The organism is Pseudomonas sp. 02C 26, assembly GCF_002843585.1.
GTDB classification, from domain to species: Bacteria; Pseudomonadota; Gammaproteobacteria; order Pseudomonadales; family Pseudomonadaceae; genus Aquipseudomonas; species Aquipseudomonas shirazensis.
Genome location: NZ_CP025262.1, coordinates 1,797,758 through 1,817,443 on the forward strand (window position 1 = coordinate 1,797,758; position 19,686 = coordinate 1,817,443).

The 19,686-nt window shown below is 61.5% G+C and carries 21 protein-coding genes; 14 read left to right on the forward strand and 7 right to left on the reverse strand.

Going from position 1 to position 19,686, the window contains the following annotated elements; all coding sequences use genetic code 11:
• The first annotated feature begins 11 nt into the window (after positions 1-11).
• The 13 genes from CXQ80_RS08180 to CXQ80_RS08240 all read left to right on the forward strand — a co-directional run bounded on the left by CXQ80_RS08180 (position 12) and on the right by CXQ80_RS08240 (position 11,863).
• The gene (locus CXQ80_RS08180; protein ID WP_101318292.1) at positions 12-1,205 is read left to right on the forward strand and encodes an acetyl-CoA C-acyltransferase; all 1,194 of its coding nucleotides are present in this window, start codon (positions 12-14) and stop codon (positions 1,203-1,205) included.
• A gap of 8 nt (positions 1,206-1,213) precedes the next feature.
• Positions 1,214-2,341, forward strand: coding sequence for an acyl-CoA dehydrogenase (locus CXQ80_RS08185; RefSeq protein WP_101318294.1), 1,128 nt, complete (start codon positions 1,214-1,216; stop codon positions 2,339-2,341).
• Positions 2,342-2,354: 13 nt separating this feature from the next.
• Entirely contained in the window at positions 2,355-3,128 is a 774-nt protein-coding gene (locus CXQ80_RS08190; RefSeq protein ID WP_101318296.1) for an enoyl-CoA hydratase, read from the forward strand.
• 189 nt (positions 3,129-3,317) lie between these two features.
• Entirely contained in the window at positions 3,318-4,838 is a 1,521-nt protein-coding gene (locus CXQ80_RS08195) for an aldehyde dehydrogenase family protein (protein ID WP_101318298.1), read from the forward strand.
• Positions 4,839-4,940: 102 nt separating this feature from the next.
• Entirely contained in the window at positions 4,941-5,012 is a 72-nt protein-coding gene (gene pqqA, locus CXQ80_RS08200; RefSeq protein ID WP_009394664.1) for a pyrroloquinoline quinone precursor peptide PqqA, read from the forward strand.
• A gap of 128 nt (positions 5,013-5,140) precedes the next feature.
• Positions 5,141-6,304 carry an alcohol dehydrogenase-like regulatory protein ErcA gene (gene ercA, locus CXQ80_RS08205; protein ID WP_101318300.1) on the forward strand — a complete coding sequence of 388 codons (1,164 nt, stop codon included), beginning with the start codon at positions 5,141-5,143 and terminating at the stop codon, positions 6,302-6,304.
• Entirely contained in the window at positions 6,288-7,955 is a 1,668-nt protein-coding gene (locus tag CXQ80_RS08210) for a NahK/ErcS family hybrid sensor histidine kinase/response regulator (protein WP_101318302.1), read from the forward strand. Before ercA ends, CXQ80_RS08210 begins: the two co-directional genes overlap by 17 nt.
• A gap of 207 nt (positions 7,956-8,162) precedes the next feature.
• Positions 8,163-8,567 carry a TraR/DksA family transcriptional regulator gene (locus tag CXQ80_RS08215; RefSeq protein ID WP_101318304.1) on the forward strand — a complete coding sequence of 135 codons (405 nt, stop codon included), beginning with the start codon at positions 8,163-8,165 and terminating at the stop codon, positions 8,565-8,567.
• A 194-nt stretch (positions 8,568-8,761) separates the two neighbouring features.
• Positions 8,762-8,902, forward strand: a complete 141-nt coding sequence (locus CXQ80_RS25280) for a hypothetical protein (protein WP_371918897.1) — start codon at positions 8,762-8,764, stop codon at positions 8,900-8,902.
• A 240-nt stretch (positions 8,903-9,142) separates the two neighbouring features.
• A complete protein-coding gene (locus tag CXQ80_RS08220) occupies positions 9,143-10,369 on the forward strand; it encodes a methyl-accepting chemotaxis protein (protein ID WP_371918922.1) in 1,227 nt (408 codons plus the stop codon).
• 117 nt (positions 10,370-10,486) lie between these two features.
• Positions 10,487-10,681 carry a hypothetical protein gene (locus CXQ80_RS08225; RefSeq protein WP_101318306.1) on the forward strand — a complete coding sequence of 65 codons (195 nt, stop codon included), beginning with the start codon at positions 10,487-10,489 and terminating at the stop codon, positions 10,679-10,681.
• Between the two features lie 508 nt (positions 10,682-11,189).
• Positions 11,190-11,657 carry a hypothetical protein gene (locus CXQ80_RS08235; RefSeq protein ID WP_101322977.1) on the forward strand — a complete coding sequence of 156 codons (468 nt, stop codon included), beginning with the start codon at positions 11,190-11,192 and terminating at the stop codon, positions 11,655-11,657.
• Positions 11,654-11,863, forward strand: coding sequence for a hypothetical protein (locus CXQ80_RS08240; protein ID WP_101318310.1), 210 nt, complete (start codon positions 11,654-11,656; stop codon positions 11,861-11,863). Before CXQ80_RS08235 ends, CXQ80_RS08240 begins: the two co-directional genes overlap by 4 nt.
• A gap of 24 nt (positions 11,864-11,887) precedes the next feature.
• Here CXQ80_RS08240 and CXQ80_RS08245 read toward each other — a convergent pair whose 3' ends face one another.
• From CXQ80_RS08245 to CXQ80_RS08275, 7 genes are all read right to left on the reverse strand, one after another.
• Positions 11,888-12,253, reverse strand: a complete 366-nt coding sequence (locus tag CXQ80_RS08245; RefSeq protein WP_101318312.1) for a Na+/H+ antiporter subunit G — start codon at positions 12,251-12,253, stop codon at positions 11,888-11,890.
• A complete protein-coding gene (locus tag CXQ80_RS08250; RefSeq protein ID WP_101318314.1) occupies positions 12,250-12,528 on the reverse strand; it encodes a K+/H+ antiporter subunit F in 279 nt (92 codons plus the stop codon). The genes CXQ80_RS08245 and CXQ80_RS08250 overlap by 4 nt, the downstream gene beginning before the upstream one ends.
• A complete protein-coding gene (locus CXQ80_RS08255; protein WP_101318316.1) occupies positions 12,525-13,013 on the reverse strand; it encodes a Na+/H+ antiporter subunit E in 489 nt (162 codons plus the stop codon). Before CXQ80_RS08255 ends, CXQ80_RS08250 begins: the two co-directional genes overlap by 4 nt.
• Positions 13,010-14,689 carry a monovalent cation/H+ antiporter subunit D gene (locus tag CXQ80_RS08260; RefSeq protein WP_101318318.1) on the reverse strand — a complete coding sequence of 560 codons (1,680 nt, stop codon included), beginning with the start codon at positions 14,687-14,689 and terminating at the stop codon, positions 13,010-13,012. The genes CXQ80_RS08255 and CXQ80_RS08260 overlap by 4 nt, the downstream gene beginning before the upstream one ends.
• The gene (locus CXQ80_RS08265) at positions 14,686-15,030 is read right to left on the reverse strand and encodes a Na+/H+ antiporter subunit C (RefSeq protein ID WP_043213881.1); all 345 of its coding nucleotides are present in this window, start codon (positions 15,028-15,030) and stop codon (positions 14,686-14,688) included. Before CXQ80_RS08265 ends, CXQ80_RS08260 begins: the two co-directional genes overlap by 4 nt.
• On the reverse strand, positions 15,030-17,945 hold the full coding sequence (locus tag CXQ80_RS08270; protein ID WP_101318320.1) for a monovalent cation/H+ antiporter subunit A: 2,916 nt from the start codon (positions 17,943-17,945) through the stop codon (positions 15,030-15,032). Before CXQ80_RS08270 ends, CXQ80_RS08265 begins: the two co-directional genes overlap by 1 nt.
• A 150-nt stretch (positions 17,946-18,095) precedes the next feature.
• Positions 18,096-19,040 carry a DMT family transporter gene (locus CXQ80_RS08275; protein WP_101318322.1) on the reverse strand — a complete coding sequence of 315 codons (945 nt, stop codon included), beginning with the start codon at positions 19,038-19,040 and terminating at the stop codon, positions 18,096-18,098.
• Between the two features lie 81 nt (positions 19,041-19,121).
• On the opposite strand from CXQ80_RS08275, the gene CXQ80_RS08280 reads away from it, so the two are divergent.
• Positions 19,122-19,685, forward strand: coding sequence for a helix-turn-helix domain-containing protein (locus CXQ80_RS08280; protein WP_101322978.1), 564 nt, complete (start codon positions 19,122-19,124; stop codon positions 19,683-19,685).
• Position 19,686: the final 1 nt, after the last annotated feature.

Genomic DNA, 19,686 nt, shown 5'->3' on the forward strand with positions numbered 1-19,686 from the left:
GAGAAGCACAGATGACCCTCGCCAACGATCCAATTGTCATTGTGAGTGCCGTGCGCACGCCCATGGGCGGCTTGCAGGGCGATCTGAAGAGCCTGACTGCACCGCAACTGGGCGCCGCGGCAATTCGTGCCGCCGTCGAGCGAGCCGGTGTCGAGCCGGCCAGTGTCGACCAGTTGTTGTTTGGTTGCGTACTGCCAGCCGGCCTGGGTCAGGCCCCGGCGCGTCAGGCCGCCTTGGGTGCAGGGCTGGATAAAAGTACCACCTGCACCACGCTGAACAAGATGTGTGGCTCGGGGATGCAGGCCACCATCATGGCCCACGATCTGCTGCTGGCCGGCAGCGCCGATGTGGTGGTGGCTGGCGGCATGGAAAGCATGAGCAATGCGCCGTACCTGCTGGACAAGGCCCGCAGTGGCTACCGCATGGGCCATGGTCGGATGCTCGACCACATGTTCCTCGACGGCCTCGAAGATGCCTACGACAAAGGCCGCCTGATGGGCACCTTCGCCGAAGACTGTGCCCAGGCCGGTGGCTTTAGCCGCGAGGCCCAGGATGCCTTCGCCATCACCTCGCTGACCCGCGCGCAAACAGCGATCAAAGAGGGCCGTTTCGCTGCTGAAATCGTTGCCGTTGAAGTGACCGAAGGCAAACAGACGCGGCTGATCAGCGACGACGAACAGCCGCCCAAGGCGCGTCTGGACAAGATCCCGCAGTTGCGCCCGGCATTTCGCGAGGGCGGCAGCGTGACCGCAGCCAACTCAAGCTCGATCTCCGATGGCGCGGCGGCACTGGTGCTGATGCGTCGCTCGCAGGCAGAGCAACGCGGCCTCACCCCGCTGGCGGTAATCCACGGCCATGCAGCGTTCGCCGATGCACCGGCACTGTTCCCCACTGCCCCCATCGGTGCCATCGACAAGTTGCTCAAGCGCACCGGCTGGAGCTTGGCCGAAGTGGATCTGTTCGAGATCAACGAGGCCTTCGCCGTGGTCACTCTGGCAGCCATGCAGCAACTCGATCTGCCCCATGACAAGGTCAATGTCCACGGCGGCGCCTGCGCGCTCGGCCACCCGATCGGTGCCTCTGGCGCGCGGATTCTGGTGACCCTGCTATCGTCTCTGCGCCAGAACAACCTGCGCCGTGGTGTTGCGGCGATCTGCATTGGCGGTGGCGAAGCGACTGCGATGGCCGTTGAATGTCTGTACTGAGGTGAATCATGCTGGTAACTGACGAGCAACAACAAATTGCCGATGCGGTACGAGATTTCGCCCAGGAACGGCTCAAACCGTTTGCCGAACAGTGGGACAAGGAGCACCGCTTCCCCCGTGAGGCGATTGCCGAGATGGCCGAGCTTGGTCTGTTCGGCATGCTGGTGCCCGAGCAATGGGGCGGCAGCGATACCGGCTACGTCGCCTACGCCATGGCGCTGGAAGAAATCGCCGCCGGCGATGGCGCCTGCTCGACGATCATGAGCGTGCACAACTCGGTGGGCTGCGTGCCAATCCTGAAGTTCGGCAGCGAGCAACAGAAGCAGCAGTTTTTGCAACCGCTGGCCAGCGGCGCCATGCTGGGCGCTTTTGCCCTGACCGAACCGCAGGCCGGCTCTGACGCCAGTAGCCTGAAAACCAGAGCACGGCTGGATGGCGACCACTATGTACTCAACGGCAGCAAGCAGTTCATTACCTCCGGCCAGAATGCCGGGGTGGTGATCGTATTTGCTGTCACCGACCCGGCTGCCGGCAAGCGTGGTATCAGTGCGTTCATCGTGCCTACCGATGCGCCTGGATACCAGGTCACTCGGGTCGAGGAAAAGCTCGGTCAGCATGCCTCCGACACTTGCCAGATCGTCTTCGACGATGTGCGCATACCGCTGGCCAATCGTCTGGGCGAGGAGGGTCAAGGCTACAAGATTGCCCTGGCCAACCTCGAAGGTGGGCGCATCGGTATTGCCTCGCAAGCGGTCGGCATGGCTCGCGCGGCTTTCGAGGTAGCGCGTGACTACGCCCGCGAGCGGCAAAGCTTCGGCAAGCCACTGATCGAGCACCAGGCCGTGGCGTTTCGCCTGGCCGACATGGCCACCCGCGTCGCCGTCGCCCGGCAGATGGTGCTGCACGCCGCAGCGTTGCGCGACGCCGGCCGGCCGGCGTTGCAGGAGGCGTCGATGGCCAAGCTGTTCGCCTCGGAAATGGCCGAAAAGGTCTGCTCGGATGCCTTGCAGACGCTCGGCGGTTATGGCTATCTGAGCGACTTCCCGCTGGAGCGGATCTACCGCGACGTGCGTGTCTGCCAGATTTACGAAGGCACCAGCGACATTCAGCGCATGGTCATTGCGCGCAACCTTTGAAGGAGCAACCTGCATGGCATTCGAAACCATACTGCTGGATATCCACGGCAAGGTCGGCCTGATCACCCTTAACCGGCCGCAGGCACTGAACGCCCTTAACGCGCAGATCATCGCCGAGATCAACCAGGCGCTGGACCAGTTGGAGCAAGACCCACAGATCGGCTGCGTAGTCCTCACCGGTTCAGCCAAGGCCTTTGCTGCCGGTGCCGACATCAAGGAAATGGCCGAACTCAGCTACCCGCAGATCTACCTTGACGATCTGTTCAGCGAGTCCGATCGGATCGCCAACCGGCGCAAGCCGATCATCGCCGCGGTGTCTGGTTTTGCCCTGGGCGGTGGCTGTGAGCTGGCGATGATGTGCGACTTCATTCTCGCCGCCGACAACGCCAAGTTCGGTCAGCCAGAAGTCAACCTCGGCGTGTTGCCGGGCATGGGTGGCACCCAACGCCTGACCCGCGCCGTGGGCAAGGCTAAAGCCATGGAACTGTGTCTGAGCGGTCGCTTGATGGGCGCCGAGGAAGCCGAACGCGCAGGGCTGGTGGCACGCGTCATCCCTCAGGCCGAGTTGCTTGAAGAAGCCTTGAAGGTGGCGGCAAGCATCGCCGCCAAGTCGATCCCGATCAGCATGATGGTCAAGGAGAGCGTCAACCGTGCCTTTGAAGTCACCCTCAGCGAAGGTGTGCGCTTCGAGCGTCGGGTATTCCATGCAGCCTTTGCGACTCACGACCAGAAAGAAGGCATGGCGGCGTTTATCGGCAAGCGCGAGGCGCAGTTCAAGGACGCCTGAAAACGGCGCGCGGTCGCAGGCAGGGCGCATGCCTGCAACCGCTCCCACTCAGTACCAAGGATCCGCCGCCGACCTGCGACCAAGGAAGCACAGCGTTTGGCCCTTCGCATCATTCAAGCAGGCCTTCGCCCTGCCTAGTATCGGCTCATTGCCTGTCGCGCCGACGGGCCATGGACAGTCGAGGCTTTCATGATTTACGCCGCTCCCGGCACCGCCGGAGCCCTGGTGCAGTTCAAGCTGCGCTACGGCAACTACATCAACGGTCAGTTCGTGCCGCCGATCAAGGGCGAGTACTTCACCAACACCTCGCCAGTCAATGGCCAGCCGATTGCCGAATTCCCGCGCTCAGGCGCCGAGGACATCGACGCTGCACTGGATGCAGCGCACGCAGTAGCCGAGTCCTGGGGGCATACGTCGGTACAGGACCGTGCGTTGATTCTGCTGAAGATCGCCGACCGCATCGAAGCGCACCTCGAACAGCTGGCGATCACCGAGAGCTGGGACAACGGCAAGCCAATCCGCGAAACGCTCAACGCCGATGTGCCGTTGGCCGCCGACCATTTCCGCTACTTCGCCGGGTGCATCCGAGCTCAGGAAGGGGGCGCGGCCGAGATCAACCAGAACACCGTGGCCTACCACCTGCATGAGCCGTTGGGGGTGGTCGGGCAGATCATTCCGTGGAACTTCCCGCTGCTGATGGCCGCCTGGAAACTCGCCCCGGCGCTGGCTGCCGGTAACTGCGTAATCCTCAAGCCTGCCGAGCAGACGCCTCAATCGATCACTTTGCTTGCAGAGCTGGTAGGCGATCTGCTGCCCGCCGGTGTGCTCAATATCGTCCACGGCTATGGCCGCGAAGCGGGCGAGGCGCTGGCCACCAGCAAACGCATCGCCAAGATCGCCTTTACCGGTTCCACCCCGGTGGGCTCGCACATCATGAAGTGCGCTGCCGAGAACATCATTCCGTCCACTGTGGAACTGGGTGGCAAGTCGCCGAACATCTTCTTCGAAGATATTCTCCAGGCCGAACCGGCCTTTATCGAAAAAGCCGCCGAAGGGCTGGTGCTGGCGTTCTTCAACCAGGGCGAAGTGTGCACCTGCCCATCGCGGGCGCTGGTGCAGGAATCGATCTATCCGCAGTTCATGCAGGTAGTGCTGGAGAAGATCCGCAAGATCAAGCGTGGCAACCCGCTCGACACCGAGACCATGGTCGGCGCGCAGGCTTCGCAGCAACAGTTTGACCGGATTCTTACCTACCTCGAAGTTGCCGAGCAGGAAGGCGCCGAGCTGCTCACCGGCGGTCAGGTCGAGCGGCTTGAAGGTGATCTGGCTGGCGGTTACTACCTGCAGCCGACCCTGCTCAAGGGCCACAACGGCATGCGCGTGTTCCAGGAGGAAATCTTCGGGCCGGTGGTCAGCGTGACCACCTTCAAGGATGAGGCCGAGGCGCTGGCAATTGCCAACGATACCGAGTTCGGCCTGGGCGCCGGGGTCTGGACGCGTGATATCAACCGCGCCTATCGCATGGGCCGCGGGATCAAGGCTGGGCGAGTCTGGACCAACTGCTACCACCTGTATCCAGCGCATGCGGCGTTCGGTGGCTACAAGAAGTCTGGCGTGGGCCGCGAAACGCACAAGATGATGCTCGACCACTATCAGCAGACCAAGAACCTGCTGGTCAGCTACGACATCAACCCGCTCGGGTTCTTCTGAGCCTGCGGTAACAATCGGTTCTAAAGTAGCAATGGCATTACACCGAAAACGGTGTATCAATAGACGCACCGCAATCCTGTGGTGCCAGAAGAGGATGAACCCATGTGGAAAAAGCCCGCGTTCACTGATCTGCGTATTGGTTTTGAAGTCACGATGTATTTCGCCAACCGCTGAATCTTCTGGGGCCGCTACGCGGCCCTTTCCGCGATAGCAGGCCGCTGCGAGGGCGCGCCGATCCGATTGCAAACCCTTCAGGATGCTTTAGGCTGAGCTTCACCTTCAAAAAGAACAATAGGCGTTGCATGAGCGCGAATCCGAGCCAGTTGCGCAAGTTCGTTTCCCCGGAAATCATTTTTGGTGCCGGCTGCAGGCATCACGTTGCCAACTATGCGCGGACCTTCGGCGCGCGCAAGGTACTGCTGGTCAGTGACCCCGGCGTGCTGGCTGCCGGCTGGGTCGCCGACGTCGAGGCCAGTCTTCAGGGGCAGGGTATCGACTACTGCCTGCTTACCGATGTCTCGCCCAATCCTCGCGTTGAAGAAGTCATGGCCGGCGCCGAGCGCTACCGCAGCGAACAGTGCGACGTGATCGTCGCCGTCGGTGGCGGCAGCCCTATGGACTGCGCCAAGGGCATCGGCATCGTCGTCGCCCATGGCCGGCATATCCTCGAATTCGAAGGGGTCGACACCATTCGCGTGCCGAGCCCGCCGCTTATTTTGATTCCTACAACAGCAGGCACCTCAGCGGATGTGTCGCAGTTCGTGATCATTTCCAACCAGCAGCAACGGATGAAGTTTTCCATCGTCAGCAAGGCCGTGGTGCCAGACGTGTCGCTGATCGATCCGGAAACAACCCTGAGCATGGACCCGTTTTTATCCGCCTGCACCGGCATTGACGCCCTGGTGCATGCCATCGAGGCGTTCGTGTCGACCGGCCATGGCCCGCTGACCGACCCACATGCGCTGGAGGCGATGCGCCTGATCAACGGCAATCTGGTACAGATGATCGCCAGCCCCAACGATATTGTCCTGCGCGAAAAGGTCATGCTCGGCAGCATGCAGGCGGGGCTGGCGTTTTCCAATGCCATTCTTGGCGCCGTGCACGCCATGTCGCACAGCCTTGGCGGGTTTCTCGACCTGCCCCATGGGTTATGCAATGCGGTGCTGGTCGAGCATGTGGTGGCGTTCAATTACAGTGCGGCGCCAGAGCGCTTCAAGGTGATTGCGCAGACGCTGGGGATTGATTGTCGTGGGCTCAATCATGAACAGGTGCGCAAGCGTCTGGTCGATCACCTGATCGCGTTGAAGCATGCGGTGGGGTTTCACGAAACCCTTGGCCTGCATGGCGTCGGCAGCAGCGATATCCCGTTCCTGTCGCGCCATGCGATGGGCGATCCGTGCATTCTGACCAACCCGCGCAGCTCGAGCCTGCGAGATGTCGAGGTGGTCTATGGCGAGGCCCTCTGAGCCTGGCGCCGATGCCCTGGCCGGATTATTGGGGTTGTCCAACCACACGGTGCGCAAGAGCCACTACCCTGAGCTGGCGGTGCGCCTGGAAGAGCTCGAGGCGGAGCGCAATCGCTACACCTGGCTGTTCGAGCACGCCGTGCACGGCATCTTTCAGGCCAGCCTGGAAGACGGCATGCGCGCAGCCAATCCGGCGCTGGCGCGCATGCTCGGCTACGACCACGCGCAGGCGTTGCTGTTCTCGCGCAGCGATCTGGCCAGCTTGCTGTTCGATCGGGGCACCGATGAGTTGGCCGAGATCGTCGCCACCCTCCAGCGCGAGCGCGCTTTGCTGGCCTATGAGACCCGCCTGCGCCGCCGTGATGGCAGCAGCGTCGATGTGCTGATGAACCTGCTGTCGCGTCCGGACGAACCCGGCGTGGTCGAAGGTTTCGTGGCGGATATCACCGAGCGCAAGCAGGCTCAGGCACGCCTGCAGCAGCTCAATGACCAGCTTGAACAGCGGGTTGCCGAGCGCACCAATGAGCTGATCGAGGCGCGCGACGCGGCGCAGGCTGCCAACCTGAGCAAGGACAAGTACCTTGCTGCGGCCAGCCACGATTTGTTGCAGCCGTTGAATGCCGCCAGGTTGTTGATTTCGACCTTGCGCGAACGCGACCTGGCCGCAGCCGAAGGCCTGCTGGTCGAGCGTGCGCACCAGGCACTGGAAGGCGCTGAAGACTTGCTCAGCGACCTGCTGGATATCTCCCGCCTGGATCACGCGACCATCCAGCCCGATTTCGACTGTTATCGACTTGATGATCTGCTGTTACCGCTGGAGTCGGAGTTTCAGCCGGTTGCCGAGGCTGCCGGGCTGTCGCTGCGGGTGCGTGGTGGTCCGCCGGTGATACGCACCGATTTGCGCCTGCTGACGCGGATACTGCGCAACTTTCTCAGCAATGCCTGCCGTTACACCGAGCAGGGGCGGGTGCTGCTGGGCTGGCGGCGGCGTGGTGACAAGCTGAGCATCGAAGTCTGGGACAGCGGCCGTGGCATCGCCGCCGAGCGCTTGCAGTCAATCTTTCTCGAGTTCAACCAGCTGGATGTCGGCCGGGCTGCCGACCGCAAAGGTGTCGGGCTGGGGCTGGCAATCGTCGAGCGGATCGCACGTATCCTTGAATGCAAGATCGGCGTACGTTCTTGGCCGGACCGCGGTTCGGTGTTCAGCATCGAGGTGCCTATCTCCAGTCAGGAGCCGGCGCCAGCGAGCCTGCCGATTACGCAGGCCAGTGTCGGCGACCCTTTGCCTGGACGGCGCCTGCTGGTGCTGGACAACGAGCTGAGTATCCGCCAGAGCATGGCGGCACTGCTCGGCCAGTGGGGCTGCGAGGTGTTGACCGCAGGGGATCTGCATGAATCGCTGCAAGTCCTGCAGGGGCGGCCACCGGAACTGGTGCTGGCGGATTTTCACCTTGATCATGGCCTGACGGGTTGCCATGTTGTTCGCGACCTCAGGGCGCACTTTGCCTGCACGATTCCGGCGGTGATGATTACGGCTGATCGCAGCGAGCAGAGCCGGAGGGCCATGCAGCGGCTGAAGGCACCGCTGCTTAACAAACCGGTCAAGCCAGGCAAGCTGCGCGCTGTGCTCAGCCAATTGCTGGCGCAGTGACTGTGGCTGGAGCAGGGGATACTAGTGCACCTTGTACATCATTTCAGACAATTGCCCGGTAATCCCTGTTGCCCGTTGCGCCTTGGCGCCTTAGACTGCCGCCCCCTGTAAAAGAGTGCCGGTTGGCGCTTGAAGAATTCTGTTGCGCAGGCACTGGCCTGAGCGACACCCGAATCGCCCAATGCACATTTTTTCATAGAGAAATCGATGACCAAGGAACAGTTGCTGGCCATGTCGGCCGATGACTACATGAACGCTGCTCAGCTGGAGTTCTTCACCCAGCTGCTGCAAGCGATGAAGGTAGAAACCCACGAGCGCATCGAACAGAGCCGCATCACCATCGAGAGCCTGGATACCCCTTCGGATCCTGCCGACGTGGCGTCGGTCGAGGAAGAGCGTCACTGGCTGGTCAACGGTATCGAGCGCGATCAGCGCCTGCTGCCGCAGCTGGAGATGGCCCTCGGTCGTATTGGCGACGGTGATTTTGGCTGGTGCGAAGACAGCGGCGAGGCGATTGGCCTGCAGCGTCTGCTGATCAGCCCGACCACCAAGTACTGCATCGAAGCGCAAGAGCGCCACGAACAGATCGGTCGCCACCAGCGCCAGATCTGATCGATCGCAGCATGCATGGCCCCACGGAGCGATCCCTGGGGCTTTTTGCATTTGTTCTGCGCTACCTTGATTGCGGGGCGCCTTGATGGTTGCTCTGCATCAAGTCTGTGCTCGTTAAACCGAAGGAAGTATAGATAGTGGCGTTATAGTGGCGTTTAATAGGGCAATAATGCCCTAGAGGATGGACCCTCAACATGATGCGTGACGGATCTGTGCCCACCTGTGACATGCCGCAACCCGCAAAACGCCCGGTACTGCCAGGAATTGCCGTGTTGCAGGGGGCAGCGCTGGCTGCCGTGCTGGCCGCCATGGCGTTTGCTCAATTGGCATTCTAATTGGCCCTGCCGCTGGCATTGTTAGTGCTCTGGTTACCGGGCTGGCGCCGCAAGGCAGCCCAGCGAGGAAACGTCGCGCCGTCTTCACCCGCGCACAATGAGCTGACCCAAACCCTGGCGCGCAGCACCAGCAGTAACGCCTTGTCTGCCGCCTCCATGGCTTTTTCGGTACAACAGTTGGCCACTCGGTTGCAGTCACAGCTGGGCGCCGCCGATCAGATCGTTGACAGTGCACAGATCATGATCGGCACCGAGAAAGCCACCTCTCAGCTCAGCCAGCAGGCGTTGCAGGCGGCCCGTTCAGCACATTCCAGCAGCGCGGCAGGGCAGCAGGTACTGGCCGAGTCGATCCAGCGCATGCACCAGTTAAGCGCCCGGGCAACGGCCAGCCGCGAGTTGATCGAAGCCCTGCACCAGCGCAGCGAAGATATCGCTCGGGTCACCTTGGTGATCCAGGCCATCGCCAGCCAGACCAACCTGCTCGCGCTCAACGCGGCGATCGAGGCGGCCAGGGCAGGCGAGCACGGGCGTGGTTTTGCAGTGGTTGCCGATGAAGTGCGCGGCCTGGCCGGGCGAACCGCAGCCGCTACCGGCGAAGTGGGCGCGATGGTCGCCGACATTCAGGCCCGCACCGCTGAGGTGGTCGAGCAGATTCGTAGTCTGGCCGGGGATTTGAGTGCTGACCTGGTTCAGGTCGAGCAAACAGGCGAGCAATTGACCTTGATCGCCAAGCTGGCGGCCTCTGTGGAGATGCAGGTTGACGAGATCGCCGAGGGCACCCAGATCAACCAGCAACAACTGGATAACCTGTTCCAGGCGGTTGGGCAGGTGCGCACTGATCTGGAACTCAGCGATGGGCAAACGCGCAGTCTTGCCCAGGCAGCGGTGCATATGGAACGACAAGCGGAGGCGCTTAGCGAGCGGCTGGCCGAAGTTGGCCTGGATGACTATCACCAGCGCATTTTTGCGCTTGCCGAGCAGGGCGCGCGGAGTATCGCTGCCCGCTTTGAGCAGGATATCGAGCAAGGTCTGATTAGCGAAGAGGCGCTGTTCGATCGGCGCTACCAACCTATCCCGAGCATGCAGCCGCCGCGCTTCACCACCCGCTTTGACCAGTACACCGATGCGGTGCTGCCGCAATTGCAGGAGCCGCTGCTGGCCCAGCATGAGGGGCTGGTCTACGCGATTGCCTGCACTGGCGAGGGCTATGTACCGACGCACAACGCGGCGTTCAACCTGCCCTTGACCGGCGACCCGCTGCATGACACCGCGCACAACCGCAGCAAGCGCAAGTTCGACGACCGCACCGGTATCCGCTGTGGCAACCATCAGCAGCGGTTGCTGTTGCAAACCTACAGCCGCGATACCGGTGAACTCATGCATGACCTGTCGGTGCCGCTGTTCATCAACGGTAGACACTGGGGCGGCCTGCGTCTGGGCTACAAGCCCGAGCCTGATCTGAACTGAGCGGAGTTTATTGCCGCTGATGCAATACAGATGTACCAGGGCCGCGCTGTTTGTGGTTTCGGTTGATGCGTATCATGGCTACATCGTTAGGTTGCTAATTAAATTCCGGAGGGGATGATGAATAGCCAGATCGATGTCGCAGTGATGATCGGCTCCGGTGTGCCGGCAGCATTGCAGGCGCGTGGCCTGCGGGTCTGCTGGGTCGTGCTGGTGAATGGCGAACGTCGTGGTACCGCGTTTGCCAGTCGCCGTGAGGCGCTGGAATGTCAAGCTGCCTGGCAGGCCCGGCTCGGCCGAACACAGGCAGCCTGAAAGCCTTTTCAGCTCTCCAGAAAGCGCGCCAGTTCACACGCATCGCTGTGCCGGCGCCGAAAACCTCTTACCCGGCCGGTAGCGCTGTCGGTTACGTGAAAAAAGGCGATGCCGGCAGCCACGACCCGAAATCGGGGTCGGTCTGCAGCGCTGGTCAGGCAATAAATGTCGCTTGGGCCTCGACGGATTTCAGTATTTTCGTGCATATTTCTCCCGTGTAACGCGCAGAGGGTTGCCTTGGGCCGTCAGGCCTGGGACCTGTCGCTATCTATTGCATGTCTACCGGCAGTGTTGAAGTCAGCATTTACGCCTGCGTTGTGGGAAAATTGCCGAAATGTGATGTGCGGATCTGGCTGGCCCCGCGGGGTTAAAAATCCTGCCTGCTGCGTAGTCGTTATGTACGGGCCGCTCGTGCTCTATTTCATTAGTCTTTCAGCAGCGATCTGAAATGGCTGCGCCGCCGATCAATTCGGGTGTGGCGCTTGTAACCCTGTTTGAGGATTTGAGATTGGCAGTCAGTACTCTTGATACCCATGCGTTATTTGCATTGGGCGACTTGCGTGGCAAGTTGGCCCAGTTGTTTCACGGGCGTTTCGTTTATGTCACCGAGCAAAGCCCCGACGGTTTGTACATGGCCGAAATCGACACCGACAGCTCATTGGTGGTGGATGACAAACAGCGGCTTGAGCTGAAGGTAGGCGATCACTTCCGCGCCGCAGTTCTGCCCAGTCGCGAAGGTGGCAAGCTGGAGCTGCGTTTTCGCGAGATCAAGCTGAATATCTACGGCGGCGACTATGCCTTCGTCAAGGTGGCGGAAGGTGAGGGCATCGTATTTCGTAACGGCCAGGGCGTGATGTTGGTCTTTGCCGCCCAGCAACAAGTGCAGGAAGGCCTGGGCAAGATGCTCAAGGCTGTGACCGGCAAGGTCGCCAAGTGGCGCAAGGGCGAGCTGACCACATTCAAGGCCAGTGAGTGAGTGACGATAGCTTGTCTGCCCAGGGACGGGCGGAGTTTCACCGCCAGTTCGAATCACAGGCGCAGGCGCATGCCGAGCGGCTGCTGGCCCAGCGCGCAGTGATGGGCAGCGCTTGGCTGAGTTGGGTTGCCGGCCAGTTGTATGAGATTACGCCCGCGCCCTTGGCTGCAATGGTCCGGCGCGAACTGCAGCGCTTGAATCGCTAAGCCCAGGCTGGCTTGGCAGGTATCTCAATTGCCCTGGTTATTGCCGCCGCTGATTTCAGCAGGTACGTCTTCGCCTGCCGCACGTTTACGAAACAGCGCTGCGCGGGCCAGTAGCAAGGTGGTAACCGGCACGGTTATCGACAGCAGAATCGGGATCAGCCAGGCATGCACGATTGGCCCCTGCTTCAACCATGAAAAATACAGGATCGATGCCAGGCTCACGCACCATGCGCCGATAGTTGAAGCCAGTGCAGGCGGGTGCATGCGTTGGAAGTAGTCTTTCAGCCGCACCAGGCCGATCGCACCAATCAGCGCGAACAGGCTGCCGATCAGCAGTAATGCTGCGGTCGTGAGTTCGAGCCAGAACGGCAGTTGCAGAGCTTCGGTCATTCTATTACCTCACCGCGCAGGAGGAATTTGGCCAGGGCGAATGAGCCGACGAAGCCGAACAAGGCAATCAGCAGTGCGCCTTCGAAATAGGTATCGCTGGCATAGCGAATGCCCAGTACGAGCATCATCAACATGGCCAGGATGTACAGGTAATCCAGCGCCAGGACCCGGTCCTGAGCGGAAGGGCCGCGGAACAACCTGACCAAGGCCAGCGCCATGGCGATGGTGAAGATGAACAAGCTGGCGAGAATGGCGTTGGCGAGCAGGCCTGTCATTCAAATATCTCCATCAGCGGGCGTTCATAGGTGTGCTTGAAGTGTTCGATGAACTGCGCCTCATCACGCAGATCGAACACGTGCAGCAGCAGCATGCTGCGGTCCAGGGCAAGTTCTGACCAGACTGTGCCGGGCACCACCGTAGTGATCATCGACAGAGCGGCCAGGCCGTGTACATCGCGCAGTGCCAGTGGAATGTGGACGAATGCCGATCGTGGCGGCCGGCGCTTTGCCGACAGTACGCTGCGGGCAACTTGCAGGTTGGAGGTGATGACATCCAGGCCAACACGGCCGATCAGTTTGGCAACCACCCACGGCCGTTTCACGTGCGCATGTTGCGGGCGCAGTGGGGCCAGCAGGATGGGCGCGAGAATCGCCAGCAAGGCGCCGAGCAGAAGATTGCCTGGGCTGACCGAGAGATTCAGCAACAGCCACAACGCGAACAGCGCAATGGACAGCAGCGGAGCGGGTAACAGACGGTTCATGGCTGCACCTCGGTGTTGAAGGAGGTTGGGCCAGGAATCGGCATCGAGCTCATGACTGCCTCGATGTAGGCTTGCGGTGCCTGCAGGCTTGCAGCGGTGTCCTGGGTATAGCGCAGCAGCGGTTCGGCCCTGACGCTTAGGAACAGGCACAGGCCGAGCAGAATAGCGATCGGCAGGCACTCGTAGCGGCGCAGCAGCGGCGAAGGGCGCTCTTCGGGCTTCCAGAAGCGCTGGATGCCAACCCGGCCAAAGGCGATCAGTGACGCCATGCCGGAAAGCACCAATAACGCGACCAGGCACCAGCCGGCGGCCGACAGTGGCTGCTCCGGCGCAACGCCCAAGCCCAGCGGGTTGAACAGCGCGCTGATCAGGCTCAGCTTGCCGATAAAGCCCGACAGCGGCGGCATGCCGATGATCAACAGCGCGCAGGCAATAAAGCTCAAACCCAGGAATGCCATGGTCCACGGAATGATCTGACCGATTACCGCCTTCTGCTGATCGTCCAGGTTGATGCCCTTGGGTGGATGCAGAGACTCCAGCAGAGGCGGCGACAGGCCTTCGTCATCATCCAGCGGCGTCTCGTTGGCCGAGCGCGAGCGCTCGATCAATTCCGCCAGCAGGAACAACGCGCACAGGGCCAGGGTTGAGCTGACCAAATAGAACAGCGCGCTGCCGGTCAGAATTGGCTGGCCGAAACCTATCGCTGCCATCAAGGTGCCGGCTGAAACCAGAATGCTCAGCGCTGCCATGCGCTCCAGGCGCTGTGCGGCCAGAATCGACACGGCGGCGACCGCCAGGGTTGCCAGGCCGCCGTAGACCAGCCATTCGCCGCCAAAGTGCGCCGACGCGCCGGCTTGCCCGGAAAACAGCAACGTCCACAGCCGCAGCACGGCGTACAGGCCGACCTTGGTCATGATTGCGAATAGCGCGGCAACCGGTGCGCTCGCCGAGGAGTAGGCCGGTACCAGCCAGAAATTCAGCGGCCAGATCCCTGCCTTGGCCAGGAAGGCCATCGCCAGAATGGCTGCACCGGCGTGCAGCAGGCCACGATCAGCCTCAGGTATCAGCGGGATCTTCAAGGCCAGGTCGGCCATGTTCAGCGTGCCGGTGACGCCATAGAGCATGGCTGCACCGACCAGAAACAGCGAAGAGGCGAACAGGTTGATGGCGATGTAGTGCAAGCCGGCTTTGACTCGAGCCCGACCTGAACCGTGCAGGAGCAGGCCATACGACGCTGCCAGCAGCACCTCGAAGAAGACGAACAGGTTGAACAGGTCGGCGGTGAGGAATGCGCCGTACAGGCCCATCAGCTGGATCTGGAACAACGCATGAAAACTCGCCCCGGCGCCGTCCCAGCGCGCCCGGGCGAACAGCAGGGCGCTGACGCCGATCACGCCGGTCAGGCTTAGCATCAATGCCGAGAGGTGGTCGACCACCAGTACGATGCCAAATGGGGCTGACCAGTTACCGGGCAAATAGACACCGATCGACTCGGCCTGGCCTTGGCTGCGCACCCAGTTCAGCAGGGTCAGCGCAATCGCCAGGCCGATGATGCTCGACAGCAGGTTGAGGTGGGCCTTGATCCGGCGATGTTTCTCACCCAGCAGCAACATTATCGCCGCTGTCACCAGCGGCAACAGGATTGGTGCGACGATCAATTGATTCATCCAGCTCATTCTTCACGCTCCCGGCCATCGACGTGGTCAGTGCCGGTCAGCCCGCGCGAGGCCAGCAGCACAACCAGGAACAACGCGGTCATGGCAAAGCTGATGACGATCGCGGTCAACACCAATGCTTGTGGCAATGGGTCTGTGTAGTGCAGCAAGTCTTGCGTCACGCCTTCCTTGATGATCGGCTCTTTGCCGATGAACAGGCTGCCCATGCTGAAGATGAACAGGTTGACCCCGTAGGACAGCAGGCACAGCCCCATGATCACCTGATAGGTACGTGGCCGCAGGATCAGCCAGACCCCGGACGCGGCCAAGACACCGATGGCTACTGCAATTACTTCTTCCATCAGGCGGCTCCTGTCTGGCTGGATTTCTGTGCGCTGCCTGGGCGATAGGCGCGCACTGATTGGTGGGCCAAGGCCGTCAGAATCAGCAAGGTCGAACCTACCACCACGCTGTAAACGCCGATGTCGAAGAACAGTGCACTGGCCACGTGCACGTCACCCAGCAACGGCAGGTGCAGGTGCGCGGTATGGGTGGTCAGGAACGGATAACCCAGCAGCATCGCGCCAGCGCCGGTAAGCGTTGCGCAGAGCAGGCCGGTACCCATCCAGCGCAGCGGCCGCAGGCTCATCTGCGCCTCCACCCATTGGGTGCCCGCCACCATGTACTGCAGGATGAACGCCACCGACATCACCAGGCCGGCGACGAAGCCACCCCCAGGTTGGTTGTGACCGCGCATGAACAGGTACATCGACACCATCAGGGCCACCGGCAGCAACAGCCGCACCAACGCCGCGGGCACCATCATGAAGCCCATTGCCGTATCGGTGGCATGCCGCGGATTGATCAGGTCGGTAACCACATCCGGGGCCAGCTGGCGCTGCTGCGCCGGCAGTTGCATGCTTTCCTTGGGGGGGCGGAAGCGGCGCAGCAGGGCGAATACGGTCAACGCCACGGCAACCAGCACGGTGATCTCGCCGAGGGTATCGAAGCCGCGGAAGTCCACCAGCATCACGTTGACCACATTGGTACCGCCGCCCTGGGGCAGTGCACGGCTCAAGTAGAACGAGGAGATATCGTTGGGCGTAGGCCGGGTCAGCATCGAGTAGGACAGCAGAGCCATTCCGCCACCGACCAACACGGCCAACAGCAGATCACGCAGGCGGCGCAAGCGTGCTCGTTCCAGACTGCCGGGCAGAGGTGAGACACCTTCGATACGGCGTGGCAGCCAGCGCAGACCGAGCAGGATCAGTACCGTGGTAACGACTTCAACCGCCAACTGAGTCAGGGCCAGGTCAGGCGCGGAGAACCAGACAAAGGTGATGCAGGTCATCAGGCCGCAGACGCTGACCATGGTCAGTGCCGCCAGACGATGATATTTGGCCTGCCAGGCAGCCCCGATGGCGCAGGCAATAGCAATCAGCCACAAGGCTACAAACACCCCGGAGCCAGGTATCTTGGGTCGGTCACCCCAGCTCAAGCCGCTATACAGCAGCGGCGTCAGGCCAGCGATAAACGCCGCCAGCACGAGCATGAACAGTTGTTTCTGCAAGCGTCGGGTAGTCAGCGCTGCCTCCACGTGACGCGCGATCAGCATCAACCGGACCAGCCCATGTTCGAACAGGCGCTTGCCATTGAAGCGTTCGATCAGTGGCGGATACGGAAACCTGCCCAGGCGCAGTTGCTTGCGCAACAGCAGGTACAGCACCACGCCACCGCACATGGCCACCAGGCTCATGATCAGTGGCGCATTCCAGCCGTGCCAGATGGCCAGACTGTACTCGGGCAGCGTGCCGCCGACCACCGGTAGCGCCGCTGCGGCGAGCAGGGGGCCGACCGATTGGGCCGGGAAGATCCCCACCACCAGGCAGGTCAGCACCAGCAGCTCGACCGGTGCCCGCATCCAGCGCGGTGGCTCGTGGGGGGTATGCGGCAGGTCCTGGGCAGGTGGGCCGAAGAATACGTCTACGGTAAAGCGCAGGGCGTAGGCAACGCTGAAGGTGCCCGCCAGGGTGGCGATGACTGGCAGCGTGGCTTCAACCCAGGCGGTAGAGGAAATGAACACCGTTTCGGCGAAGAACATTTCCTTGGACAAGAAGCCGTTCATCAACGGCACGCCGGCCATCGACGCACTGGCAACCATGGCCAGGGTCGCGGTGTAAGGGATCAGCCGCATCAACCCGCTGAGACGGCGGATATCGCGCGTTCCGCTCTCATGGTCGATGATGCCCGCGGCCATGAACAGCGACGCCTTGAAGGTCGCGTGGTTGAGGATGTGGAACACTGCTGCGACCGCCGCCAGCGGGCTGTTCAGGCCGAGCAGCAAGGTGATCAGGCCCAGGTGACTGATGGTCGAGTAGGCAAGCAGGCCCTTGAGGTCATTTTGAAACATCGCTGCGAAGGCGCCCAGAAGCAGGGTAATGGCACCCGCGCCGCCGACAATCCAGAACCATTCCTCGGTGCCAGCCAGAGTTGGCCACAGCCGAGCCATGAGGAACACGCCTGCCTTGACCATGGTTGCCGAGTGCAGATACGCCGAAACCGGAGTCGGCGCCGCCATGGCGTGGGGCAGCCAGAACTGGAATGGAAACTGCGCACTCTTGCTCAGCGCGCCAATCAGTATCAGCGGCAGCAATACCGGATACAGCGCATGCTGGCGCACGGTTTCCCCGGCAGCGAGCACTTTGTCCAGGTCATAGCTGCCGACCACATGGCCGAGCAGCAGGGCACCCACTAGCAGGCACAGGCCCCCGGCCCCGGTCACCATCAGCGCCATATAAGCGCCGCGGCGTGCATCAGCGCGGTGGTGCCAGTAACCGATCAGCAGGAACGAGAACAGACTGGTCAGTTCCCAGAAGAACACCATCTGGATCAGATTGCCGGAAATCACCAGCCCGAGCATTGCGCCCATGAACGCCAGGAAAAACGCGAAGAAGCGCGGCACCGGGTCTTGCGGCGACATGTAGTAGCGCGCATATAGCGACACCAGCGTGCCTATGCCCAGTACCAGCAGCGAAAACAGCCAGGCGAAGCCGTCCATGCGCAGCACCAGATTCAAGCCCAGGCTTGGCAGCCACAAAAACTCCTCGCGGATTACTCCGCCGTGAGCGATCTGAGGGTAGAGCAGCGCTACCTGAACCGTGCCGATGAGGGCCACCAGCCCGGCGAGAATCGACTCGGCGTTCCTAGCGTTGTGCGGCAGGACGGCCGCCAGGCAACTGCCAACGAAGGGCAGAAGCAATAGCACTATCAATGACATAGCGACCTAATCTGGAGGAGTTTGGTAAGGATAATACGTGCCGAACGGTTGATCACCAACACGCAAGCTGTGCCAGAATCCTACAAATGCGGTGTGACAAGCAGTTTTTTTATAACAGCTTTTTACAAAGCATAGCTGTTCTTTTCTCGATTACTGGCTGGTTTCGCCGTCCACTGGCGCGTTATTTGCCTGCTGAGAACGGTCACTGCGGCGGATCTTCAGTTCGCTGACGACCACGGCGATCACGATCAGCAACCCGCCAAGCAACGCCATCCCGGGCAGACGCTCGCCGGCGAGGCGCCCGACTACGCCCGCCCACACCGGTTCGCCCGCATAGATCAGGGTTGCACGAGTGGGCGATACCGATTTTTGCGCCCAGTTCATGGCCACCTGAATGATTGCGCTCATCAGGCCCAGGCCGAGGGCGCTGGCCAGCAGTAGCCAGGAAAAATCAGGCAATGATTCCCTGGTCGGCAGGATCATCGCAAATGACAGCAGCGAGGCAGTGGCCAATTGCACCACCGTCACCCTGCGTACATCGACCTGGCCGGCATAGCGGCTGATAAGAATGATCTCTGCGGCGATTGCCACGGCGCTGACCAAAGTCAGCAGTTCGCCTTCACTGAAGTGCAGGCCCGCACTGCTGGGGCCGGCGAGCAGCATCAGGCCGACAAATGCCAGGCAAATGCCGATGCTCGGCATCAAACCGGGACGTCTGCCCAGCACCAGCCACTGCAATAATGGTACGAACGGTACGTAGAGCGCGGTGATGAATGCCGACTGGCTGCTGTTGATCGTCTGCAGGCCCATCGTCTGCAAACCGTAACCGAGCATGATGGTGACGCCGATCAAAACGCCGGCCTTGAGTTCGAGCATGGTCAGGCCCGCCAATGCTCTTGCGGAGACCAGGCCCACGAACACGGCTGCCGCAGCGAAGCGCAGGCCGACAAAGAACATCGGGCCGCTGACGCTCATGACGTTGTGCACGATGAGAAAAGTGCCGCCCCACAGCATGGTAATGAACACCAGGACCAGCTCTGCCTTGCTCAGGCGGAAACTGACAGTGGTCTTGGACTGACTGGGGGCTTGGTTCATGGTTGCACGCTCGACAGGGGCGGCGCACAATCGCCGCAAAGTGGGCAGTATACTGCGCAAGGCATACCGATGAGCAATATAGTGCACAAATCCTCGACGCACCGCGCTTCCGTGCTTCAGCACGTCAGTCAGAACATTCGCCAATTGCGTGGCGCGGCGGGTCTCAGCCAGAGTGCCCTGGCCGAGCGCTCCGGAGTCAGTCGGCGCATGCTGGTAGCCATCGAAGGCGGTGAGAAGAACGTCAGCCTGACCACCCTGGACTTGATCGCCGAGGCCTTGGGAGTCGCGTTCAGCCGGTTGATTCAGGCTCCGGAGCAGCGCGATCCGAGCCGTATTGAAGAGCTGGCATGGGCCGGCGAGCATCCCGGCAGCAAAGCCTTGTTACTGGGGAGTAGCCCGGCGCGGCGCGAGGTGGAGTTATGGGAGTGGACGCTGGCCCCTGGCGAATCCTACGCCAGCGAGGCAGATGCCGAAGGCTGGAGCGAGCAGATCTACATCGCCGAGGGTTGCTTGACGCTGATTATCGAAGGTCAGGCCCAGCACTTGGCGACGGGGCAGTTCCACATCTTTGCCAGCAACCGCCGCTATGCCTATCGCAATGACGGCGAGCTGCCCGTGCGGTTCGTGCGCAATGTGGTGATCTGAA

Excerpts from the sequence above, each read along its gene's own strand:
- CXQ80_RS08275 (WP_101318322.1), bottom strand. The coding sequence starts at position 19,040 with ATGAACCAAGCCCCCAGTCAGTCCAAGACCACTGTCAGTTTCCGCCTG.
- CXQ80_RS08220 (WP_371918922.1), top strand. The coding sequence starts at position 9,143 with ATGATCGGCACCGAGAAAGCCACCTCTCAGCTCAGCCAGCAGGCGTTG.
- CXQ80_RS08250 (WP_101318314.1), bottom strand. The coding sequence starts at position 12,528 with ATGACAGGCCTGCTCGCCAACGCCATTCTCGCCAGCTTGTTCATCTTC.
- CXQ80_RS08225 (WP_101318306.1), top strand. The coding sequence starts at position 10,487 with ATGAATAGCCAGATCGATGTCGCAGTGATGATCGGCTCCGGTGTGCCG.
- CXQ80_RS08215 (WP_101318304.1), top strand. The coding sequence starts at position 8,163 with ATGACCAAGGAACAGTTGCTGGCCATGTCGGCCGATGACTACATGAAC.
- CXQ80_RS08190 (WP_101318296.1), top strand. The coding sequence starts at position 2,355 with ATGGCATTCGAAACCATACTGCTGGATATCCACGGCAAGGTCGGCCTG.
- CXQ80_RS08260 (WP_101318318.1), bottom strand. The coding sequence starts at position 14,689 with ATGAGCTGGATGAATCAATTGATCGTCGCACCAATCCTGTTGCCGCTG.
- CXQ80_RS08245 (WP_101318312.1), bottom strand. The coding sequence starts at position 12,253 with ATGACCGAAGCTCTGCAACTGCCGTTCTGGCTCGAACTCACGACCGCA.
- CXQ80_RS25280 (WP_371918897.1), top strand. The coding sequence starts at position 8,762 with ATGATGCGTGACGGATCTGTGCCCACCTGTGACATGCCGCAACCCGCA.
- ercA (WP_101318300.1), top strand. The coding sequence starts at position 5,141 with ATGAGCGCGAATCCGAGCCAGTTGCGCAAGTTCGTTTCCCCGGAAATC.
- CXQ80_RS08185 (WP_101318294.1), top strand. The coding sequence starts at position 1,214 with ATGCTGGTAACTGACGAGCAACAACAAATTGCCGATGCGGTACGAGAT.
- CXQ80_RS08210 (WP_101318302.1), top strand. The coding sequence starts at position 6,288 with ATGGCGAGGCCCTCTGAGCCTGGCGCCGATGCCCTGGCCGGATTATTG.
- CXQ80_RS08255 (WP_101318316.1), bottom strand. The coding sequence starts at position 13,013 with ATGAACCGTCTGTTACCCGCTCCGCTGCTGTCCATTGCGCTGTTCGCG.
- CXQ80_RS08270 (WP_101318320.1), bottom strand. The coding sequence starts at position 17,945 with ATGTCATTGATAGTGCTATTGCTTCTGCCCTTCGTTGGCAGTTGCCTG.
- CXQ80_RS08195 (WP_101318298.1), top strand. The coding sequence starts at position 3,318 with ATGATTTACGCCGCTCCCGGCACCGCCGGAGCCCTGGTGCAGTTCAAG.
- CXQ80_RS08180 (WP_101318292.1), top strand. The coding sequence starts at position 12 with ATGACCCTCGCCAACGATCCAATTGTCATTGTGAGTGCCGTGCGCACG.
- CXQ80_RS08265 (WP_043213881.1), bottom strand. The coding sequence starts at position 15,030 with ATGGAAGAAGTAATTGCAGTAGCCATCGGTGTCTTGGCCGCGTCCGGG.